Annotated in this window: 16 protein-coding genes; 11 read left to right on the top strand and 5 right to left on the bottom strand. The window is 39.6% G+C overall.

Translation table 11 applies throughout. The annotated features are described in order from the left end of the window. The first annotated feature begins 47 nt into the window (after positions 1 to 47). A complete protein-coding gene (gene fghA / locus GTH25_RS04815; protein WP_075671601.1) occupies positions 48 to 878 on the top strand; it encodes an S-formylglutathione hydrolase in 831 nt (276 codons plus the stop codon). Between the two features lie 54 nt (positions 879 to 932). On the opposite strand, the gene ubiF is transcribed toward fghA, so the two are convergent. After that, a complete protein-coding gene (ubiF, locus tag GTH25_RS04810) occupies positions 933 to 2,120 on the bottom strand; it encodes a 3-demethoxyubiquinol 3-hydroxylase (RefSeq protein WP_202983525.1) in 1,188 nt (395 codons plus the stop codon). A 205-nt stretch (positions 2,121 to 2,325) separates the two neighbouring features. On the opposite strand from ubiF, the gene miaB reads away from it, so the two are divergent. The 6 genes from miaB (at position 2,326) to GTH25_RS04780 (ending at position 8,547) form a co-directional block, all read left to right on the top strand. Next, the gene (miaB, locus tag GTH25_RS04805; RefSeq protein ID WP_075671599.1) at positions 2,326 to 3,756 is read left to right on the top strand and encodes a tRNA (N6-isopentenyl adenosine(37)-C2)-methylthiotransferase MiaB; all 1,431 of its coding nucleotides are present in this window, start codon (positions 2,326 to 2,328) and stop codon (positions 3,754 to 3,756) included. Between the two features lie 28 nt (positions 3,757 to 3,784). Next, positions 3,785 to 4,846: a PhoH family protein gene (locus tag GTH25_RS04800; RefSeq protein WP_036912056.1), complete on the top strand. Its 1,062-nt coding sequence runs from the start codon at positions 3,785 to 3,787 to the stop codon at positions 4,844 to 4,846. Further along, positions 4,839 to 5,306: an rRNA maturation RNase YbeY gene (gene ybeY, locus GTH25_RS04795; RefSeq protein ID WP_075671597.1), complete on the top strand. Its 468-nt coding sequence runs from the start codon at positions 4,839 to 4,841 to the stop codon at positions 5,304 to 5,306. Before GTH25_RS04800 ends, ybeY begins: the two co-directional genes overlap by 8 nt. 71 nt (positions 5,307 to 5,377) lie before the next feature. Then, positions 5,378 to 6,259, top strand: coding sequence for a CNNM family magnesium/cobalt transport protein CorC (gene corC / locus GTH25_RS04790; RefSeq protein WP_023581153.1), 882 nt, complete (start codon positions 5,378 to 5,380; stop codon positions 6,257 to 6,259). 7 nt (positions 6,260 to 6,266) lie between these two features. Beyond that, complete coding sequence (lnt, locus tag GTH25_RS04785) at positions 6,267 to 7,790, top strand: apolipoprotein N-acyltransferase (protein WP_156733099.1); 1,524 nt, start codon at positions 6,267 to 6,269, stop codon at positions 7,788 to 7,790. A gap of 70 nt (positions 7,791 to 7,860) precedes the next feature. Further along, positions 7,861 to 8,547, top strand: coding sequence for a hypothetical protein (locus tag GTH25_RS04780; RefSeq protein ID WP_075671593.1), 687 nt, complete (start codon positions 7,861 to 7,863; stop codon positions 8,545 to 8,547). Positions 8,548 to 8,555: 8 nt separating this feature from the next. Here the strand turns inward: GTH25_RS04780 and GTH25_RS04775 are convergent, their stop codons facing one another. The 4 genes from GTH25_RS04775 to GTH25_RS04760 all read right to left on the bottom strand — a co-directional run bounded on the left by GTH25_RS04775 (position 8,556) and on the right by GTH25_RS04760 (position 12,303). Further along, positions 8,556 to 9,059, bottom strand: a complete 504-nt coding sequence (locus tag GTH25_RS04775) for a protein disulfide oxidoreductase (protein WP_075671591.1) — start codon at positions 9,057 to 9,059, stop codon at positions 8,556 to 8,558. Beyond that, entirely contained in the window at positions 9,059 to 9,790 is a 732-nt protein-coding gene (locus tag GTH25_RS04770) for a DsbA family protein (protein WP_075671589.1), read from the bottom strand. The genes GTH25_RS04775 and GTH25_RS04770 overlap by 1 nt, the downstream gene beginning before the upstream one ends. Further along, a complete protein-coding gene (locus GTH25_RS04765; protein ID WP_164530357.1) occupies positions 9,790 to 11,829 on the bottom strand; it encodes a protein-disulfide reductase DsbD family protein in 2,040 nt (679 codons plus the stop codon). Before GTH25_RS04765 ends, GTH25_RS04770 begins: the two co-directional genes overlap by 1 nt. An 84-nt stretch (positions 11,830 to 11,913) precedes the next feature. Then, positions 11,914 to 12,303, bottom strand: coding sequence for a metal resistance protein (locus GTH25_RS04760; protein WP_098943888.1), 390 nt, complete (start codon positions 12,301 to 12,303; stop codon positions 11,914 to 11,916). 365 nt (positions 12,304 to 12,668) lie between these two features. On the opposite strand from GTH25_RS04760, the gene GTH25_RS04755 reads away from it, so the two are divergent. The 4 genes from GTH25_RS04755 (at position 12,669) to GTH25_RS04740 (ending at position 15,818) form a co-directional block, all read left to right on the top strand. Continuing rightward, positions 12,669 to 13,562 carry a glutamate/aspartate ABC transporter substrate-binding protein gene (locus GTH25_RS04755; RefSeq protein ID WP_164530356.1) on the top strand — a complete coding sequence of 298 codons (894 nt, stop codon included), beginning with the start codon at positions 12,669 to 12,671 and terminating at the stop codon, positions 13,560 to 13,562. Between the two features lie 115 nt (positions 13,563 to 13,677). Beyond that, positions 13,678 to 14,418, top strand: coding sequence for an amino acid ABC transporter permease (locus tag GTH25_RS04750; protein WP_099660172.1), 741 nt, complete (start codon positions 13,678 to 13,680; stop codon positions 14,416 to 14,418). Further along, the gene (gene gltK, locus GTH25_RS04745; protein ID WP_006537724.1) at positions 14,418 to 15,092 is read left to right on the top strand and encodes a glutamate/aspartate ABC transporter permease GltK; all 675 of its coding nucleotides are present in this window, start codon (positions 14,418 to 14,420) and stop codon (positions 15,090 to 15,092) included. Before GTH25_RS04750 ends, gltK begins: the two co-directional genes overlap by 1 nt. Continuing rightward, entirely contained in the window at positions 15,093 to 15,818 is a 726-nt protein-coding gene (locus GTH25_RS04740; protein WP_075671580.1) for an amino acid ABC transporter ATP-binding protein, read from the top strand. Positions 15,819 to 15,835: the final 17 nt, after the last annotated feature.

Below are 15,835 nucleotides of genomic sequence, written 5' to 3'. Positions count from 1 at the left end.
TCAAACCTATGTCTCATAGGTTTGTCTTTGTTTTTAAAGGAGTCAAAATGGAAAGGATTGAACGTCACGCCTGTTTTGAGGGTTGGCAAGAAGTTTATCAACATACTTCAAAGACGTTAAATTGTGAGATGAAATTTGCCATCTATCTTCCTCCTATGGAAGAAGCGCAAAAATACCCTGTTTTATATTGGTTATCAGGCTTAACCTGCAACGAGCAAAATTTTATTACTAAATCAGGTGCTCAACAATTTGCGGCACAACACGGCATTGTTTTAGTGGTACCTGATACTAGCCCTCGCGGTGAAAATGTCGCTGATGATAGTGCTTATGATTTAGGACAAGGTGCTGGTTTTTACCTTAATGCCACACAATCGCCGTGGAATGCTCATTACAATATGTATAACTACATTGTTGATGAACTTCCTGCGCTAATAGAAACGCATTTTCCAGTGACTCATCAACGAGCTATTAGTGGACATTCAATGGGTGGACATGGTGCATTAACGATTGCATTGCGAAATTCGGCACGCTACAGCAGTGTGTCAGCGTTTTCTCCAATTGTGGCACCATCAGTTGTTCCTTGGGGTAAAAAAGCGTTTAGCGCTTATTTAGGCGATGATATGACACAGTGGCAACAATATGATGCGGTTGAATTAATTAACCAAGCAGAAAGTGTGTTACCTATGCGTGTTGATGTCGGACTTGATGATCCTTTCTATCAAGAACAACTGAAGCCTGAATTATTTGCACAAGCTTGCGATACAAAACAGTTCCCTTATCAATTGAATTTACATCAAGGGTACGATCACAGTTACTATTTTGTGGCGAGTTTTATTGGCGAGCATATTGCTTTTCATGCCAAGCATTTAAAAGCGTAACAATTATGCGATGATCTTATTGTTGATATCCAACTCAGATCATCGCATTTCTAATTATTTAATACCTAACGCATAACGCAATGCCGCTTCTTTCGCTTTTCCTGCATGTTGAGCGGCTAAAAGGCCGATATTTCTAACGACTTTTAAACCCGGTAGTTGGTGACTAAAGGCGTGATAAAATACGTCCATACCCGCTTGCATAACTAAATTATCAGGCATACGACGACGCTGGTATTTTTTCAATAACGCCATTGAATCCCAAGGCTCAAAATGTTTTTTAGCCTCAGCCACTAAGTCCAAGAAACAGTCCACATCACGATAACCTAAGTTAACGCCCTGTCCTGCTAATGGATTAATGGTGTGAGCAGCATCTCCCAACAAAACAATTCCTTTATCAACATAACGACTTGCATGCTGACGTGTTAATGGGAATGAACCTGCCGCAATAGGTGTCGCTTTACCTAATCGCGCAGGGAAAGCGTGTTGAATTTCTTTTTCTAACTGCACCATCGACATGTTTTGCAGTTTTCTAATTCTGTCAGGCGAATCATACCAAACCAAACAAGCCCAATTATCAAAAAGCGGTAAATAAGCACGAGGTCCTGAAGGGTAAAAGCGTTGCCATGTGCCCTTTTCAGGGGGTAATTCTGTTTTCACCGTGATCAGCATACAAGATTGGCGATATTGCCAGCCATTGCTACCAATACCCGCAAATTGGCGCACTTGAGAATTTGCACCATCCGCACCTACCACTAAATTTGTAGTGACTTCACTGCCATCAGAAAGCGTCACTTTCCATTTATCATCTAAATAAGTCATTTTACTTAGACTATTTGGACATAATAAGGTGATATTGCTATAACGTTCAGCCTCTTGCCAAAGAGCTAATTGCAAAATTCGGTTTTCAACCATATATCCTAATTCAGGTAAACCTAAGCTTTTAGCATCAAAGATTACATGGGCATTTTCTTCTTCCCATGTTTCTAAGGTAAGATAAGGCGCAGAACGCATAGCTAAAACATGTTGCCATGCACCTAATTGTTTTAATAGACTAACGGACGCGCAACTAATCGCAGAAATACGGATATCAGGATGAGATGACGCATCAAAAGGTGCTGGAGACTGTCGTTCAATCATTGCAACACGCAATCCTTCTTGCGCCAGCCCAATTGCAACAGCAGCGCCAATCATCCCGCCACCAGCGATGATTGCATCAAAATCGTTTTTTACATTACTCATCATTGTTATGCCATAACTCATTACTTTAAATAATAGGTAAGCGCTGTTTCAGTTTATTTCTATTAAACTAAACGCCATAGAGAATTAGCGCCGACTTGCTCTAGTCACTGACCACACAAATGACTACAATAACCGCCTTATTGGCTTATTACACGCAACGTTTTCCAATGATTAGCTATTGTCTCACTGAAAATACCGGATTTACACAATGTCGACGATAAAAAAACTGTACATTAAAACTTGGGGCTGTCAGATGAATGAGTACGATTCATCCAAAATGGCAGACCTACTCGAAAGCACCCACGGTTATCAGTTAACCGATGTCGCCGAAGATGCGGACATTCTACTGCTAAATACCTGTTCTATCCGTGAGAAAGCACAAGAAAAAGTCTTTCATCAGTTAGGACGTTGGAAATATTTTAAAGATAATAAACCCGATATTATCATTGGCGTCGGCGGTTGTGTTGCTTCTCAAGAAGGTGAATACATCCGTCAACGTGCGCAGTGTGTCGATATTATCTTCGGACCACAGACTTTACACCGTTTGCCTGAAATGATTAATCAGGTTAAAGGGACTAAAAGCCCAGTTGTCGATATCAGCTTCCCTGAAATCGAAAAATTTGACCGTTTACCAGAACCTCGCGCTGAAGGCCCTTCTGCTTTCGTTTCCATTATGGAAGGCTGTAACAAATACTGCTCTTTCTGCGTAGTTCCTTACACTCGCGGTGAAGAAGTTAGCCGTCCTTGTGATGATGTGCTATTTGAAATTGCTCAATTAGCGGCACAAGGTGTGCGCGAAGTAAACTTGCTAGGTCAAAACGTTAACGCCTATCGTGGTGCAACTTTTGATGGTCAAATTTGTAGTTTTGCTGAATTAATACGCTTAGTCGCCGCAATTGACGGTATTGACCGCGTTCGCTTTACTACCAGCCACCCTATCGAATTTACTGACGATATTGTTGCCGTTTATGAAGATACACCAGAATTAGTCAGCTATTTACACTTACCAGTACAAAGTGGTTCTGACCGTATTCTAACATTAATGAAGCGTAACCATACTGCGCTTGAATATAAGAGCATCATTCGCAAACTACGCAAAGCACGTCCTGGTATTCTGATAAGTTCAGACTTTATCATTGGTTTCCCGGGTGAAACTCAAGACGACTTTGAAAAAACCATGCAATTAATTGCGGATGTTAATTTCGATATGAGCTTTAGTTTCATCTATTCAGCACGTCCAGGCACACCAGCTGCAGATTTACCTGATGATGTCAGTGAAGATGAGAAGAAACAGCGTTTATATCTGCTACAACAACGCATCAATCAGCAAGCGATGAACTTTAGCCGTGCAATGTTAAATACTGTACAGCGTATTCTGGTCGAAGGACCTTCACGTAAAAATGTGATGGAGCTTTCTGGTCGTACTGAGAATAACCGTGTGGTTAACTTTGAAGGTACACCGGATATGATTGGTAAATTCGTTGATGTTGAGATTGTTGACGTTTATGCCAACTCACTACGTGGTAAAGTCGTTAGAACGGAAGATCAAATGGATTTACGTATTCACGAATCTCCAGAATCCGTTATTGCACGTACACGTAAAGAAGATGAATTAGGGGTAGGTGTTTACCAACCTTAATTGATCAGATTTAACAAAAGGATAATCAGTGACAGTAATAGCACATGCACAGGTAGCGACCCAAGAAATCTTCTTAGAGCCAGCTGACAATGCCCGTTTAATGAGCCTATGTGGCCCATTTGACGATAATATTAAGCAACTTGAGCGCCGTTTAGGTATCGAGATTAATCATCGTGATAACCGTTTTAAACTCACGGGAAAATCATTGTGTGTCAATGCAGCCGCAGGTATTTTACGTCGCCTGTATGTGGAAACTTCGCCAATTAAAGGCGTGATCCCCGATATCGACCCTGAACAAATTCACCTAGCAATCAAAGAAAGCCGTGTGCTTGAGCAAAGTGATGAGCATGTTCCTGAATTTGGGAAGTCGACCAATATTCGAACTAAGCGAGGGGTGATAAAACCTCGCACACCAAATCAGGCACAATATATTGCCAACATCCAGACCCATGATATTACTTTTGGTATTGGGCCTGCGGGTACAGGGAAAACTTATCTGGCTGTTGCTGCTGCTGTTGATGCTCTAGAACGTCAAGAAGTGCGTCGTATTTTATTAACGCGTCCTGCGGTTGAGGCTGGTGAAAAACTGGGCTTTTTACCGGGCGATTTAAGTCAAAAAGTCGATCCCTATTTACGACCACTTTATGATGCGTTATTTGAGATGTTAGGTTTTGAAAAAGTTGAGAAACTAATAGAGCGTAATGTCATTGAAGTCGCGCCCCTCGCCTATATGCGTGGACGCACATTAAATGACGCCTTTATCATTCTTGATGAAAGCCAAAACACCACTATCGAACAGATGAAAATGTTCTTAACGCGTATTGGCTTTAACTCTAAAGCGGTTGTCACTGGGGATATTACCCAAATTGACCTGCCAAGAGGCAATAAATCAGGCTTACGTCATGCCATTGAAGTTTTATCTGATGTCAATGACTTAAGTTTTAACTTTTTCCACAGTGAAGACGTTGTTCGCCATCCTGTGGTTGCCAAAATCGTTATCGCCTATGAAGCTTGGGAAACGGAAGATCAAAAACGCCGCCAAGCTATCAAAGCAGAAAAAGAGAAGCTTCAGAGAGAAAATCATGAGTGAAGTTATCCTTGATTTACAAGTAGCTAGTGAAAATACGCAAGGGCTTCCTACTGAAGCCCAATTTATGACATGGTTGGAAGCGGTGTTACCGCAATTTCAACCTGTAAGTGAAGTGACTATTCGCATTGTTGATGAAGCAGAAAGTCACGAACTGAACCTCACTTATCGCGGAAAAGACAGACCGACTAACGTACTTTCTTTTCCTTTTGAGGCTCCGCCTGAAATTGAATTGCCTCTATTAGGTGATTTGATTATTTGCCGTCAAGTAGTAGAAAAAGAGGCGGTTGAACAGAGTAAGACTGTTGAAGAACATTGGGCACACATGGTTATTCATGGATGTCTACATCTTTTGGGCTATGATCATATTGAAGATGATGAAGCCGAAGAAATGGAAGGTTTAGAGACAGAAATCTTACAAAATTTAGGTTATGCAGATCCCTATTTAATTGAAAAAGAGTAACAGTTCTCTTATTTTTATGATAAATACTATATCTAATTAACCATTCAATGAGGAAAAATAGTTAAAACGCCATGAGCGACGACCAATCTTCGAGTAACGATAACCCTGGTCCTAAGAAAGGGTTTCTCACACTGCTTAATCAGTGGTTCCACGGTGAACCTAAAAACCGTGATGATCTGATGGAGCTTATCCGCGATTCTGAACAGAAAGAATTAATTGATCCTGACACCCGCGACATGCTTGAAGGGGTAATGGATATTGCTGAACAACGCGTTCGGGACATAATGATCCCTCGCTCTCAAATCGTCACACTAAAACGCAATCAAACCCTTGATGAATGTTTAGATGTGATTATTGATTCAGCACATTCCCGTTTCCCTGTCATTAGCGAAGACAAAGATCATATTGAAGGCTTATTAATGGCAAAAGATTTATTGCCATTTATGCGTACTGACGCAGAGCCATTTAGTATGGATAAAGTCTTACGCTCTGCTGTTGTTGTGCCTGAAAGTAAACGGGTTGATCGCCTATTAAAAGAGTTCCGCTCCCAACGCTATCATATGGCGATTGTGATCGATGAATTCGGAGGCGTATCTGGGCTCGTCACAATTGAAGATATTCTTGAACTTATCGTAGGCGAAATTGAAGATGAGTATGATGATGAGGATGATATTGATATTCGTCCATTGAGTCGTCACGCTTACTCAGTTCGAGCTTTAACCCAGATAGAAGATTTCAATGAAGCGTTCGGTACACATTTCAGCGATGAAGAAGTTGATACAATTGGCGGTTTAGTTATGCAAGCCTTTGGTCACCTTCCTGCTCGTGGTGAAACTATTACCATTGATAATTACCAATTTAAAGTTGTTATGGCAGATAGCCGTAAGATCATTCAGGTTTATGTGCATATCCCCGATGATGCACCAATCCCTGAACTAGGTAATGATGCATAGGATATCAATGAATAAGATCTCTTTATTAAACCGCCAGTGGGTTCGCGCCCTTCTGGCGGTTTTTTTCGGTGCCATTGGCACATTAGCATTTTCGCCATTTGATTTTTGGCCTGCAGCGTTAATTTCACTACTTGGCTTATTACTGATAATCACTCACCGCACAGCTCGTCAAGGTGCATTCCTTGGTTTTGCTTGGGGATTTGGATTATTTGGTAGCGGTGTAAATTGGGTTTACGTCAGTATCGCTGATTTTGGTGGTATGCCGTTTGCAATAAATATCTTTTTAGTGATTTTATTAGCTCTCTATTTATCACTCTACACGCTATTATTTGCAGGAGCACTGAATAAGTTTTTCCCCAAACCAACACTCTGGCGGTTTGTATTTGCCGCTCCTGCGCTATGGCAAATCACAGAATTTTTAAGAGGTTGGGTATTATCAGGCTTTCCTTGGTTGCAGTTTGGTTATAGCCAGATTGATGGCCCCTTAAAAGGTATTGCACCTATTTTTGGTGTCACCATGATAACGCTACTTTTAACCGTTATTAGTGGATTAATTGCATTTACAATCTATCGTAAATCAATTTACGGCCTTGTGGTTGCACTGCTTTTATTAGTATTACCTATCAGCTTTAAATCCTATCAGTGGTATCAACCTTTGCCTGATGAAACACAAGAAATTGCATTAGTCCAAGGTAATATCGCACAATCTTTAAAATGGGAACCAGGTACATTAGAGAGCACATTAAAGACCTATCTCACCTTAAGCCACCCTTTTATTGGTAATGCAAATCTCATTATTTGGCCCGAATCTGCGATCCCTGATGTTGAAATTCAACAACAAAACTTTTTAGCAGAATTAGATAAGCAATTAAGAGAGCAAGATACCCATTTAATGACGGGAATTATTGATGCTCGGCCGACATTAGAAGGCTATCGTTTTTACAATAGTGTCATCACATTAGGTGAACACTATGCTTATCAATACCCGGCAACAGATCGCTATAACAAACATCACCTTGTTCCTTTTGGTGAATATGTACCATTAGAATCACTATTACGCCCACTTGCGCCTTTCTTTAATTTACCGATGTCATCATTAAGCCAAGGTGAATATGTACAACCTCAGCTTACTGTTAATGATGCTAAAATAACTGCAGCTATTTGCTACGAAATTATCTTAGGTGAGCAAGTTCGCGCTAATTTCAAACCTGATACACGGTTCTTATTAACGATTTCTAATGATGCATGGTTTGGTAATTCAATTGGTCCTTGGCAACATTTTCAAATGGCGAGAATGCGTTCTCTTGAGTTAGGAAGACCATTATTACGCTCGACAAATAACGGCATTACCGCCTTCATCGCTGCCAATGGTGATGTAATCTCTCAACTTCCTCAATTTGAAGAAGGAGCTTTAGCGGAAAAAGTCACACCAACAACAGGTTTAACCCCTTATTACAAATGGGGTAATACACCTTTGTGGATACTAGTTGGATTATTCTTTATCATCGCTTTTATTAAACGCCGTAATTAAGATGAATAAAGCTCAACTTAACTAGATTAATATTAGTTAAGTTGAGCTTTTTCTAATAAAGGGGCTTTATATGGGGCATTATCCTGAACATATTCTCGATATTATTTGGCAAAGAGCCAAAAAAATATCAACAGATAATGAAACAAAGGGCTTTCGTACGGATAAAGAAAATAAATGGCTCCAACGCCAGATGTTCAATCAACAAGAACATGAATTTGGCTGGGTATTATCAAAACAACCAGAGTCAATTAACCAACTTATTGAAGACAAAACCATTGTACCTGTACATTGGAAAACAGCGATTGCCGATCAACAAAAACAAGAAACTGAGTCTAAACGCGTTAATGTCACCTTACTTGAGCCACCAGCATTATCTCAATTAATTCATTCATCAGCAGATATTCAATCTTATTGGCAATATGCTCATAAGATTTCCAGCGATAACGAAGAAAAAGGTTTTCGTAAAGATTATTATGGTTATGTTATTCAGCAAAATGCGTTTGGAGATAAACAGCATCAATATGGTTGGACATTAGCTCAATTAACTCCTGCTAATAAAAATAATCAAACCGTTATTCCTATTAATATTGTGCCAATACATATTAATACAGCAAAATGCATTACCAATGAAAAAGCATTAATTGCCCAAAATACCGAAGATGCAAAAATTGAACGCAGACGTAAAAATATTATTTATGAAATAATCTATTTTATTGTCAGCTTACCCGGTACCATTTTTTCTTTACTAAAATTCTGATAACTGATTTAGATAGAAGCCCACCATAAACGTAGTTTTAATCCCCACGAAGATGACCAACCACTCGTAAAGCCTACCATTTCACCTTTATAAACAATAACAAATGAAGGTGTTGCACTAATTTCCCACTGTTGAGAAATATCCCCTCGACTATCATTTATTACAGGAAAAACTAGCCCTTTAGATTGAATACCACGCGCTAACTTTGCGTTATCACCAGAACGGATCGCAACAGATGTCACGTTATAACCATCTTGTGCTAACGAATTTACTGCAGGTGTTGTTAGTTTACAAACTCCACACCACGTTGCCCAAAAATAGATTAACAAGGGCTTTTCAGCACTCAATTCAGCCAACGAAACAACTTTATTATCAACAGTATAAAGTTCAGGTAAATTCGTTAAGGATGGTGGCGTCGGTTGTCGCCACCAATCCATTGCAAAAGAAGCTATAACGAAAATGACAACCAGAACAATCAGTTCTTTACTCCACTTTCGTAAACGACTACGCATTATTTTTTCACTTTAGCCAGTTGCTCTTTTACAATCACTTCTAGCTGAGCATAATCAACGGCACCTGGAATAACCATATCGCCAACGACAGTTGCAGGTGTACCTTGAATACCTAATTTACGAGAAAGATCCAAGTTGTTTTGTAACGCTTTTAAGCTTTCATCCGTCAATTTCACTTTGCTTGTATTGGTTGTTTTCATTGCATCATCAATACTTGCATTATCTAGCATTGTTTTCTTCTGCATTAAACGTTGGTGTAATGCTAAGAATGCTTTTGGATCTTCTTTCCAAACTGAAAGTACAGCTTGAGAAGCTTTTGCAGAACTTTCACCTTTAAACGGCAATGGCTTAATCACCACGGCAACTTCAGGATAATCTTTTGTGATTTGTTCTAATAATGGATCGAAGCGTTTGCAGTAAGGGCAGTTATAATCAGTAAAAGAAACCAACACTAACTTAGCGTCTTTTGCACCAATACGAGGACTTGCAGCATCATTATATAACGCGTCGTGCTCTGCCTTTAAAGCAGTACGGAACTGAGCTTGTTGCTCATCTGCTTTCTGTGCTTGTAATGCAGTGATAGCTTCTTCCAGAATTTCTGGGTTTTTGATCAACGTATCACGAACCAGCGCGCGAACTTCTTTTTCCTGATCAGCACTTAATGCCGCAGCTTGCACATTTGCACCAAAAAGTAACGAAGAGATAACCAGTGCAGAAAGTGTTTTTTTCATTATTGGGCTCCTTTAGCCTCTGAAAGAACTGTCAATGTTGAATCTTTATTTAAAATAGGAGGTAAAACCACGCCATCTTTATGGCAAGGTCCATAAACTTGGTTAAAGGGTACTGCAACTTGACCACGTTGTTTTAAAAACTGAGTAATTTTATCAGAGGGTTTAGTCCAATCCCCTCTTAATGCGACAACATCTGGCGCTGAAAGTGCGGCCTGAACCTCTTCTCGCAATAACACATTGTATTTATTGGCTTTGCAGGTTACACACCAATCTGCTGTTACATCAATAAACACTCGTTTATTATCAGCCAATGCTTGATGTATCGCTTCTTCAGATAAAGGTTGCCAATCTACCATATCTTTACCTGTCAGTGTCTGACTTTCAGGTTGAGCGACAAATAGATAAGTACTCCCACCTAAAAAAAGCGCAATAACGGTGGAAATAAGAACCACTTTTTTACCGTAGTGCCGTGCAATTGCGAGTAACAAAAACAAAGCAATTGCAATAAAAATCCCTACAACAATAGGCATACCAAAGTGAGGGATTAAGAGCGTAATTAACCAAATACTGGACAATAACATCATAAAGCCTAATACCATTCTTAGGCGATTCATCCATTTACCCGGTTTTGGTAGCGCTTTGGCGATAGATGGGAATATAGCCACTAAGATCCAAGGCAAACTCATTCCAATCCCTAGAGCGGTAAAAATAAGCCATAGTTCATTTAGAGGCGCAATAAGTGCATAAGCGACAGCGGTTCCTAAAAATGGTGCCGAACAAGGCGTTGCAAGTAAAGTTGCAAATGCACCTTCCCAAAAGTGTCGGCTATATCCTTGTCCACCAGCTGTTGCCATTTTAGTATTTATATTGCTACTTAAACGCAGTTCAAATAATCCAAATAGATTTGCAGTAAAAATAGCAGTAACTAATACCATAAAACCAATAAACCAAGGACTTTGGAATTGGATCCCCCAGCCTAAGGCTTCTTGGCTATAACGTAAACCTGTCATAAACAGAGCTAGCGCCCAAAATGATACTAAGATGCCTAGAACAGAAACAGAAAATTGCTTGCGAATAACCCCTTTATCACGATTTTCAAGATGCAGAATTGATCCCATTTTCATCGCAAGTACAGGTAATACACAAGGCATCAAATTCAAAATTAAGCCGCCCAATAGCGCAAAAGCAAGAATACTCCAAAACCCAACACCTGAATTGGCAACGGGAGCAATCTCCGACCCTCCATGTCCTATGGTGTCATTAACTTGGCGAGAAAAACCTTGGTCAGTAATAACAAAAGAAAGCGCCTTACCAGAAATATCACCGGCAGCATCGCCCCAATCATCAGTCACATCAACGGTGACTAATAGGTTTTTATCTTGATGATCTAATTTGGGAATGCCATAAAGCATACCTTCAGGGGGATCGAGATAAATATTAGGCTTAACCCAAGCACCTTGCTCTTTTTGTAAAGAGATAGTGAGTTGGCTATTGTTATAATCAGAAGAAACTGATGATACTAATCCTGTTCCAACAGGAATTTTTGCCATTGCCTGATTATATTGCCATTCAAAATCAGCTGGCACCGGTTCTGTAAAATCCAAGTCTAAAGTGTAATCAGTCAAAATACAGACATTACTGCATGTTGATAAAGTTAAAACTCCCATTAAACGATCAATCTGAACAGAGGATAGCTCAATAGGAAAAACGACTTGTTTGTCATAGCCTTGAGTATAAATACCCGCCACATCAAAAGCTGAAGGTGAAGGCCAATGCCAAGTTATTGCGCTTACATCTTGCGACCAATTAATTTCAGGGGCAACGCCACCTTCTCCTGGAGAACGCCAATACGTTTTCCATCCAGACTCAAGCTGTACCTCAAGTAAAAGTTTCACGTCACCTGCTGGGGACTTTTGTGCTGTCGCCCTAACTTGTGCATGAGAATTATCAGGCATGGTTAGCCAGCCTGTATCTGCTGCTTGAGAGGTAGATAAAGTAAATAGCGTTAGTATCAACGCCATAACAAAAGAACGAAACATAACAACTCCCTAAAAATTCCTACAACGCTACACATAGAGCCACGCCCAAATTAGACGCGCAATCTTTTAGCTAAAAGGGAATTTCTAATCCCTCAAAATACAATAATGAAGGTGAAGTCTGATTGGAGGAGGTGGATGATGGTGTTTTTTCTGATTACGCTGACGCGATACATAGATGGCAGACATGCTTAATAATAGCAATACAGCCCATGAATGGAAGAATGGCTCAATTGTTAATGGAGGAACAGATAACAACGATTTGGCGCTTAATTCACAGGTAGACAATGAATAACTGTGCCCTGTAACGCTATTCTCATCAGCAATCGGTGTTGATAGTGGGTATTGTGTTTGAGAGACAGCCGTTGCTAAGCGCTCACTAATGATGTGGGCACCTAATGAACGCTGAACAATACAACACAAGATCAGCAAAACTGTTATCACCACTAGCCAGCGACCTGACCGCCAATTACTCATAGATGTTCCTCATCAATATGACCCGCTATCTTAACGGTAATCCACAGACAAACAACTCCTTAAGACAAACTTTACAAATCCCTACTTAGTTTATTTTTCTTATTACCTAAATTTTTCATCTTTAACCTTTATTTCTATAAGGTTTCTACTACAATAATTTTAAATATTGAAAACAACTTCCAAAAAAATAATCAACTACATTTGATTTCATTCTTTTATTGGGAGATACCTCTCGTATTTCACAAATTACACTTCCCAACAGTATGTTATTTGTTCTATCTATTAACATTATCAAAACAAATTAAAACAAAAAAGAAACAAGAAGCAAAACACAAATATCACTTATCACCACGACAGGAGTTATTATGCGCATGCGTAAACTAGCATTATCATTAATGATTTTAGGGGCTGCAGTAACTGTGCAAGCAGAAGAACTCACTGGAACCTTAAAGAAAATCAATGACAACGATATTATCATCGTTGGACACAGAGAATCCTCTGTTCCTTTCTCTTACTATGATAATCAACAAAAAGTAGTTGGTTATTCTCAAAACTATTCCAACCTCATTGTACAGGCAGTGAAAGACAAAATAGGAAAACCAAACTTACAAGTTCGCCTCATTCCTATTACTTCTCAGAATCGTATTCCATTATTACAAAATGGCACATTTGATTTTGAGTGTGGTTCAACAACTAACAATGAAGCTCGTCAACAACAAGCTAGCTTCTCTAATACTATTTTCATCGTAGGCACACGTTTACTGGCAAAAAAAGACAGTGGAATTAAAGATTTTGCTGATCTATCAGGTAAAAACGTTGTTGTAACATCAGGAACAACGTCTGAAATGTTACTCAACAAATTAAATGATGAGAAAAAAATGAATATGCGCATTATCAGCGCAAAAGATCATGGAGACTCATTCCGTACACTTGAATCAGGTCGTGCAGTTGCCTTTATGATGGATGACGCATTACTGGCTGGTGAACGAGCTAAAGCGAAAAAACCGGGTGAGTGGGAAATTGTAGGAACCCCACAATCAGAAGAAGCCTATGGCTGTATGTTGCGTAAAGATGACGCTCAATTCAAAGCGTTAATTGATGAAACTATCGCTAAAGCACAAAAATCAGGTGAAGCAGAAAAATCATTTAATCGCTGGTTTAATGCACCTATCCCACCTAAAAATCTTAACTTAGAATTCACCATCTCGGATGAAATGAAAGCCTTATTTGCATCACCAAATGATAAAGCATTGAACTAAAAACACATAATTAGTTGATGCAAAATAAATAATTATAAAGTATCTGTTGGACAGACAGATCAGTGAAGTTTGGGGCAGCCGTTCCCTGCCCCTCTTTTTCACCGGAGGTGAAATCATGTCGATTGATTGGGATTGGGGGATATTCTTCCAAGAAGCCCCATTCGGAAACACCACATACTTAGGATGGCTGATTTCTGGCTTCCAAGTCACTATTGCCTTATCTCTATGCGCTTGGGTTATCGCCTTTCTTGTCGGTTCTTTATTTGGAATTTTACGCACCGTACCTAATCGTTGGCTTTCAAGCTTAGGCACTGTTTATGTTGAGTTATTCCGTAACGTACCACTTATTGTTCAATTCTTTACGTGGTATCTCGTCATTCCTGAATTATTGCCTCAATCTATTGGCGACTGGTTTAAAATGGACTTAGCGCCCAATGTGCAATTTTTTGTCTCATCAGCACTCTGCTTAGGTTTATTTACCGCAGCACGTATGTGTGAACAAGTTAGAGCCGCAATAAACTCATTACCTCGAGGTCAAAAAGCTGCAGGCTTAGCATTGGGCTTAACTTTACCCCAAACCTATCGTTATGTTTTATTACCCAATGCATACCGCGTCATTATTCCACCAATGACATCCGAAATGCTCAATCTCGTAAAAAACTCAGCGATTGCTTCTACTATCGGACTTATTGATATGGCGGCACAAGCGAATAAACTTCTCGACTATTCAGCAAAAGCGTATGAGTCATTCACTGCTATCACACTCGCCTATGTATTTATCAATGTCATCATTATGCTAATCATGAGTTGGCTTGAAAAACGTGTACGTTTACCCGGCACAGCAGGAGGTCAATAATGTACGAATTTGACTGGAGTTCTGTTGTTCCGAGCCTACCATTTTTAGTCGATGGAATGGCTATCACACTAAAAATCACTATCACCGCTATTGTGGTCGGTATTTTATGGGGAACGGTGCTTGCGGTTATGCGCCTATCAACCTTTAAACCTATTAGCTGGTTTGCCGCCGCTTATGTTAATACCTTTCGTTCTATCCCATTAGTCATGGTATTGCTGTGGTTTTATTTAATTGTGCCTAACATATTACAAAATGTTCTAGGCCTTTCTCCGAAAAGTGATATCCGTTTAATTTCAGCAATGATAGCGTTCTCTTTATTTGAAGCGGCTTATTACTCTGAAATTATAAGAGCAGGTATCCAAAGTGTTAGCAAAGGACAATTTTCAGCCTCACTCGCGTTAGGTATGACCAAATCACAAACAATGCGTTTAGTGATCTTACCTCAAGCCTTTCGAGCCATGATCCCGCTATTACTGACTCAAGGAATTGTATTATTCCAAGATACATCCTTAGTTTACGTTTTAAGTCTTACTGACTTTTTCAGAACAGCGGCAAATATTGGAGAACGAGATGGAACACAAGTTGAGATGATCCTCTTTGCTGGTTTTGTTTATTTTGTCATTAGTTTCGCCGCTTCGATGTTAGTGAACTTTCTTAAAAAAAGGACTACCTAGATGATTTCCCTAAAAGACGTATCCAAATGGTATGGTCAGTTTCAAGTACTGACTGAATGTTCCACTGAAGTTAAAAAGGGGGAAGTTGTTGTTGTCTGTGGGCCTTCTGGATCAGGTAAATCAACACTGATCAAAACAGTGAATGGCTTAGAGCCTATACAACAAGGCGAGATCCTTGTTAATGAAATAAAAGTAAATGATAAACATACAGACCTTGCTAAATTACGAGCAAAAGTGGGTATGGTATTCCAACATTTTGAACTCTTCCCTCACCTCTCTATTATTGAAAATCTTACACTGGCACAAGTTAAAGTGCTTAATAGAGAGAAAACTGCCGCAAAAGAGAAAGGGTTAAAACTATTAGAACGTGTAGGATTATCAAACCATGCTAATAAATACCCAGCCCAGCTTTCAGGTGGTCAGCAACAACGCGTCGCCATTGCTCGCGCATTATGCATGGATCCGATTGCAATGTTGTTTGATGAACCCACATCAGCACTTGATCCTGAAATGATTAATGAAGTGCTTGATGTAATGGTAGAACTGGCAAATGAAGGTATGACGATGATGGTAGTAACCCATGAAATGGGGTTCGCTAAAAAAGTTGCCGACCGTATTATTTTTATGGATGAAGGTAGAATTGTGGAAGATAGACCTAAAAATGACTTTTTTGATAATCCAAAATCAGATAGAGCAAAAGATTTCCTCGCTAAAATTCTGCACTAATCTCCACATCCCCTCTG

Source organism: Proteus terrae subsp. cibarius, assembly GCF_011045835.1.
Lineage (GTDB): Bacteria > Pseudomonadota > Gammaproteobacteria > Enterobacterales > Enterobacteriaceae > Proteus > Proteus cibarius.
The sequence above is the reverse complement of the archived record's forward strand: the minus strand, read 5'-3'. Positions and strand labels throughout refer to the sequence as shown.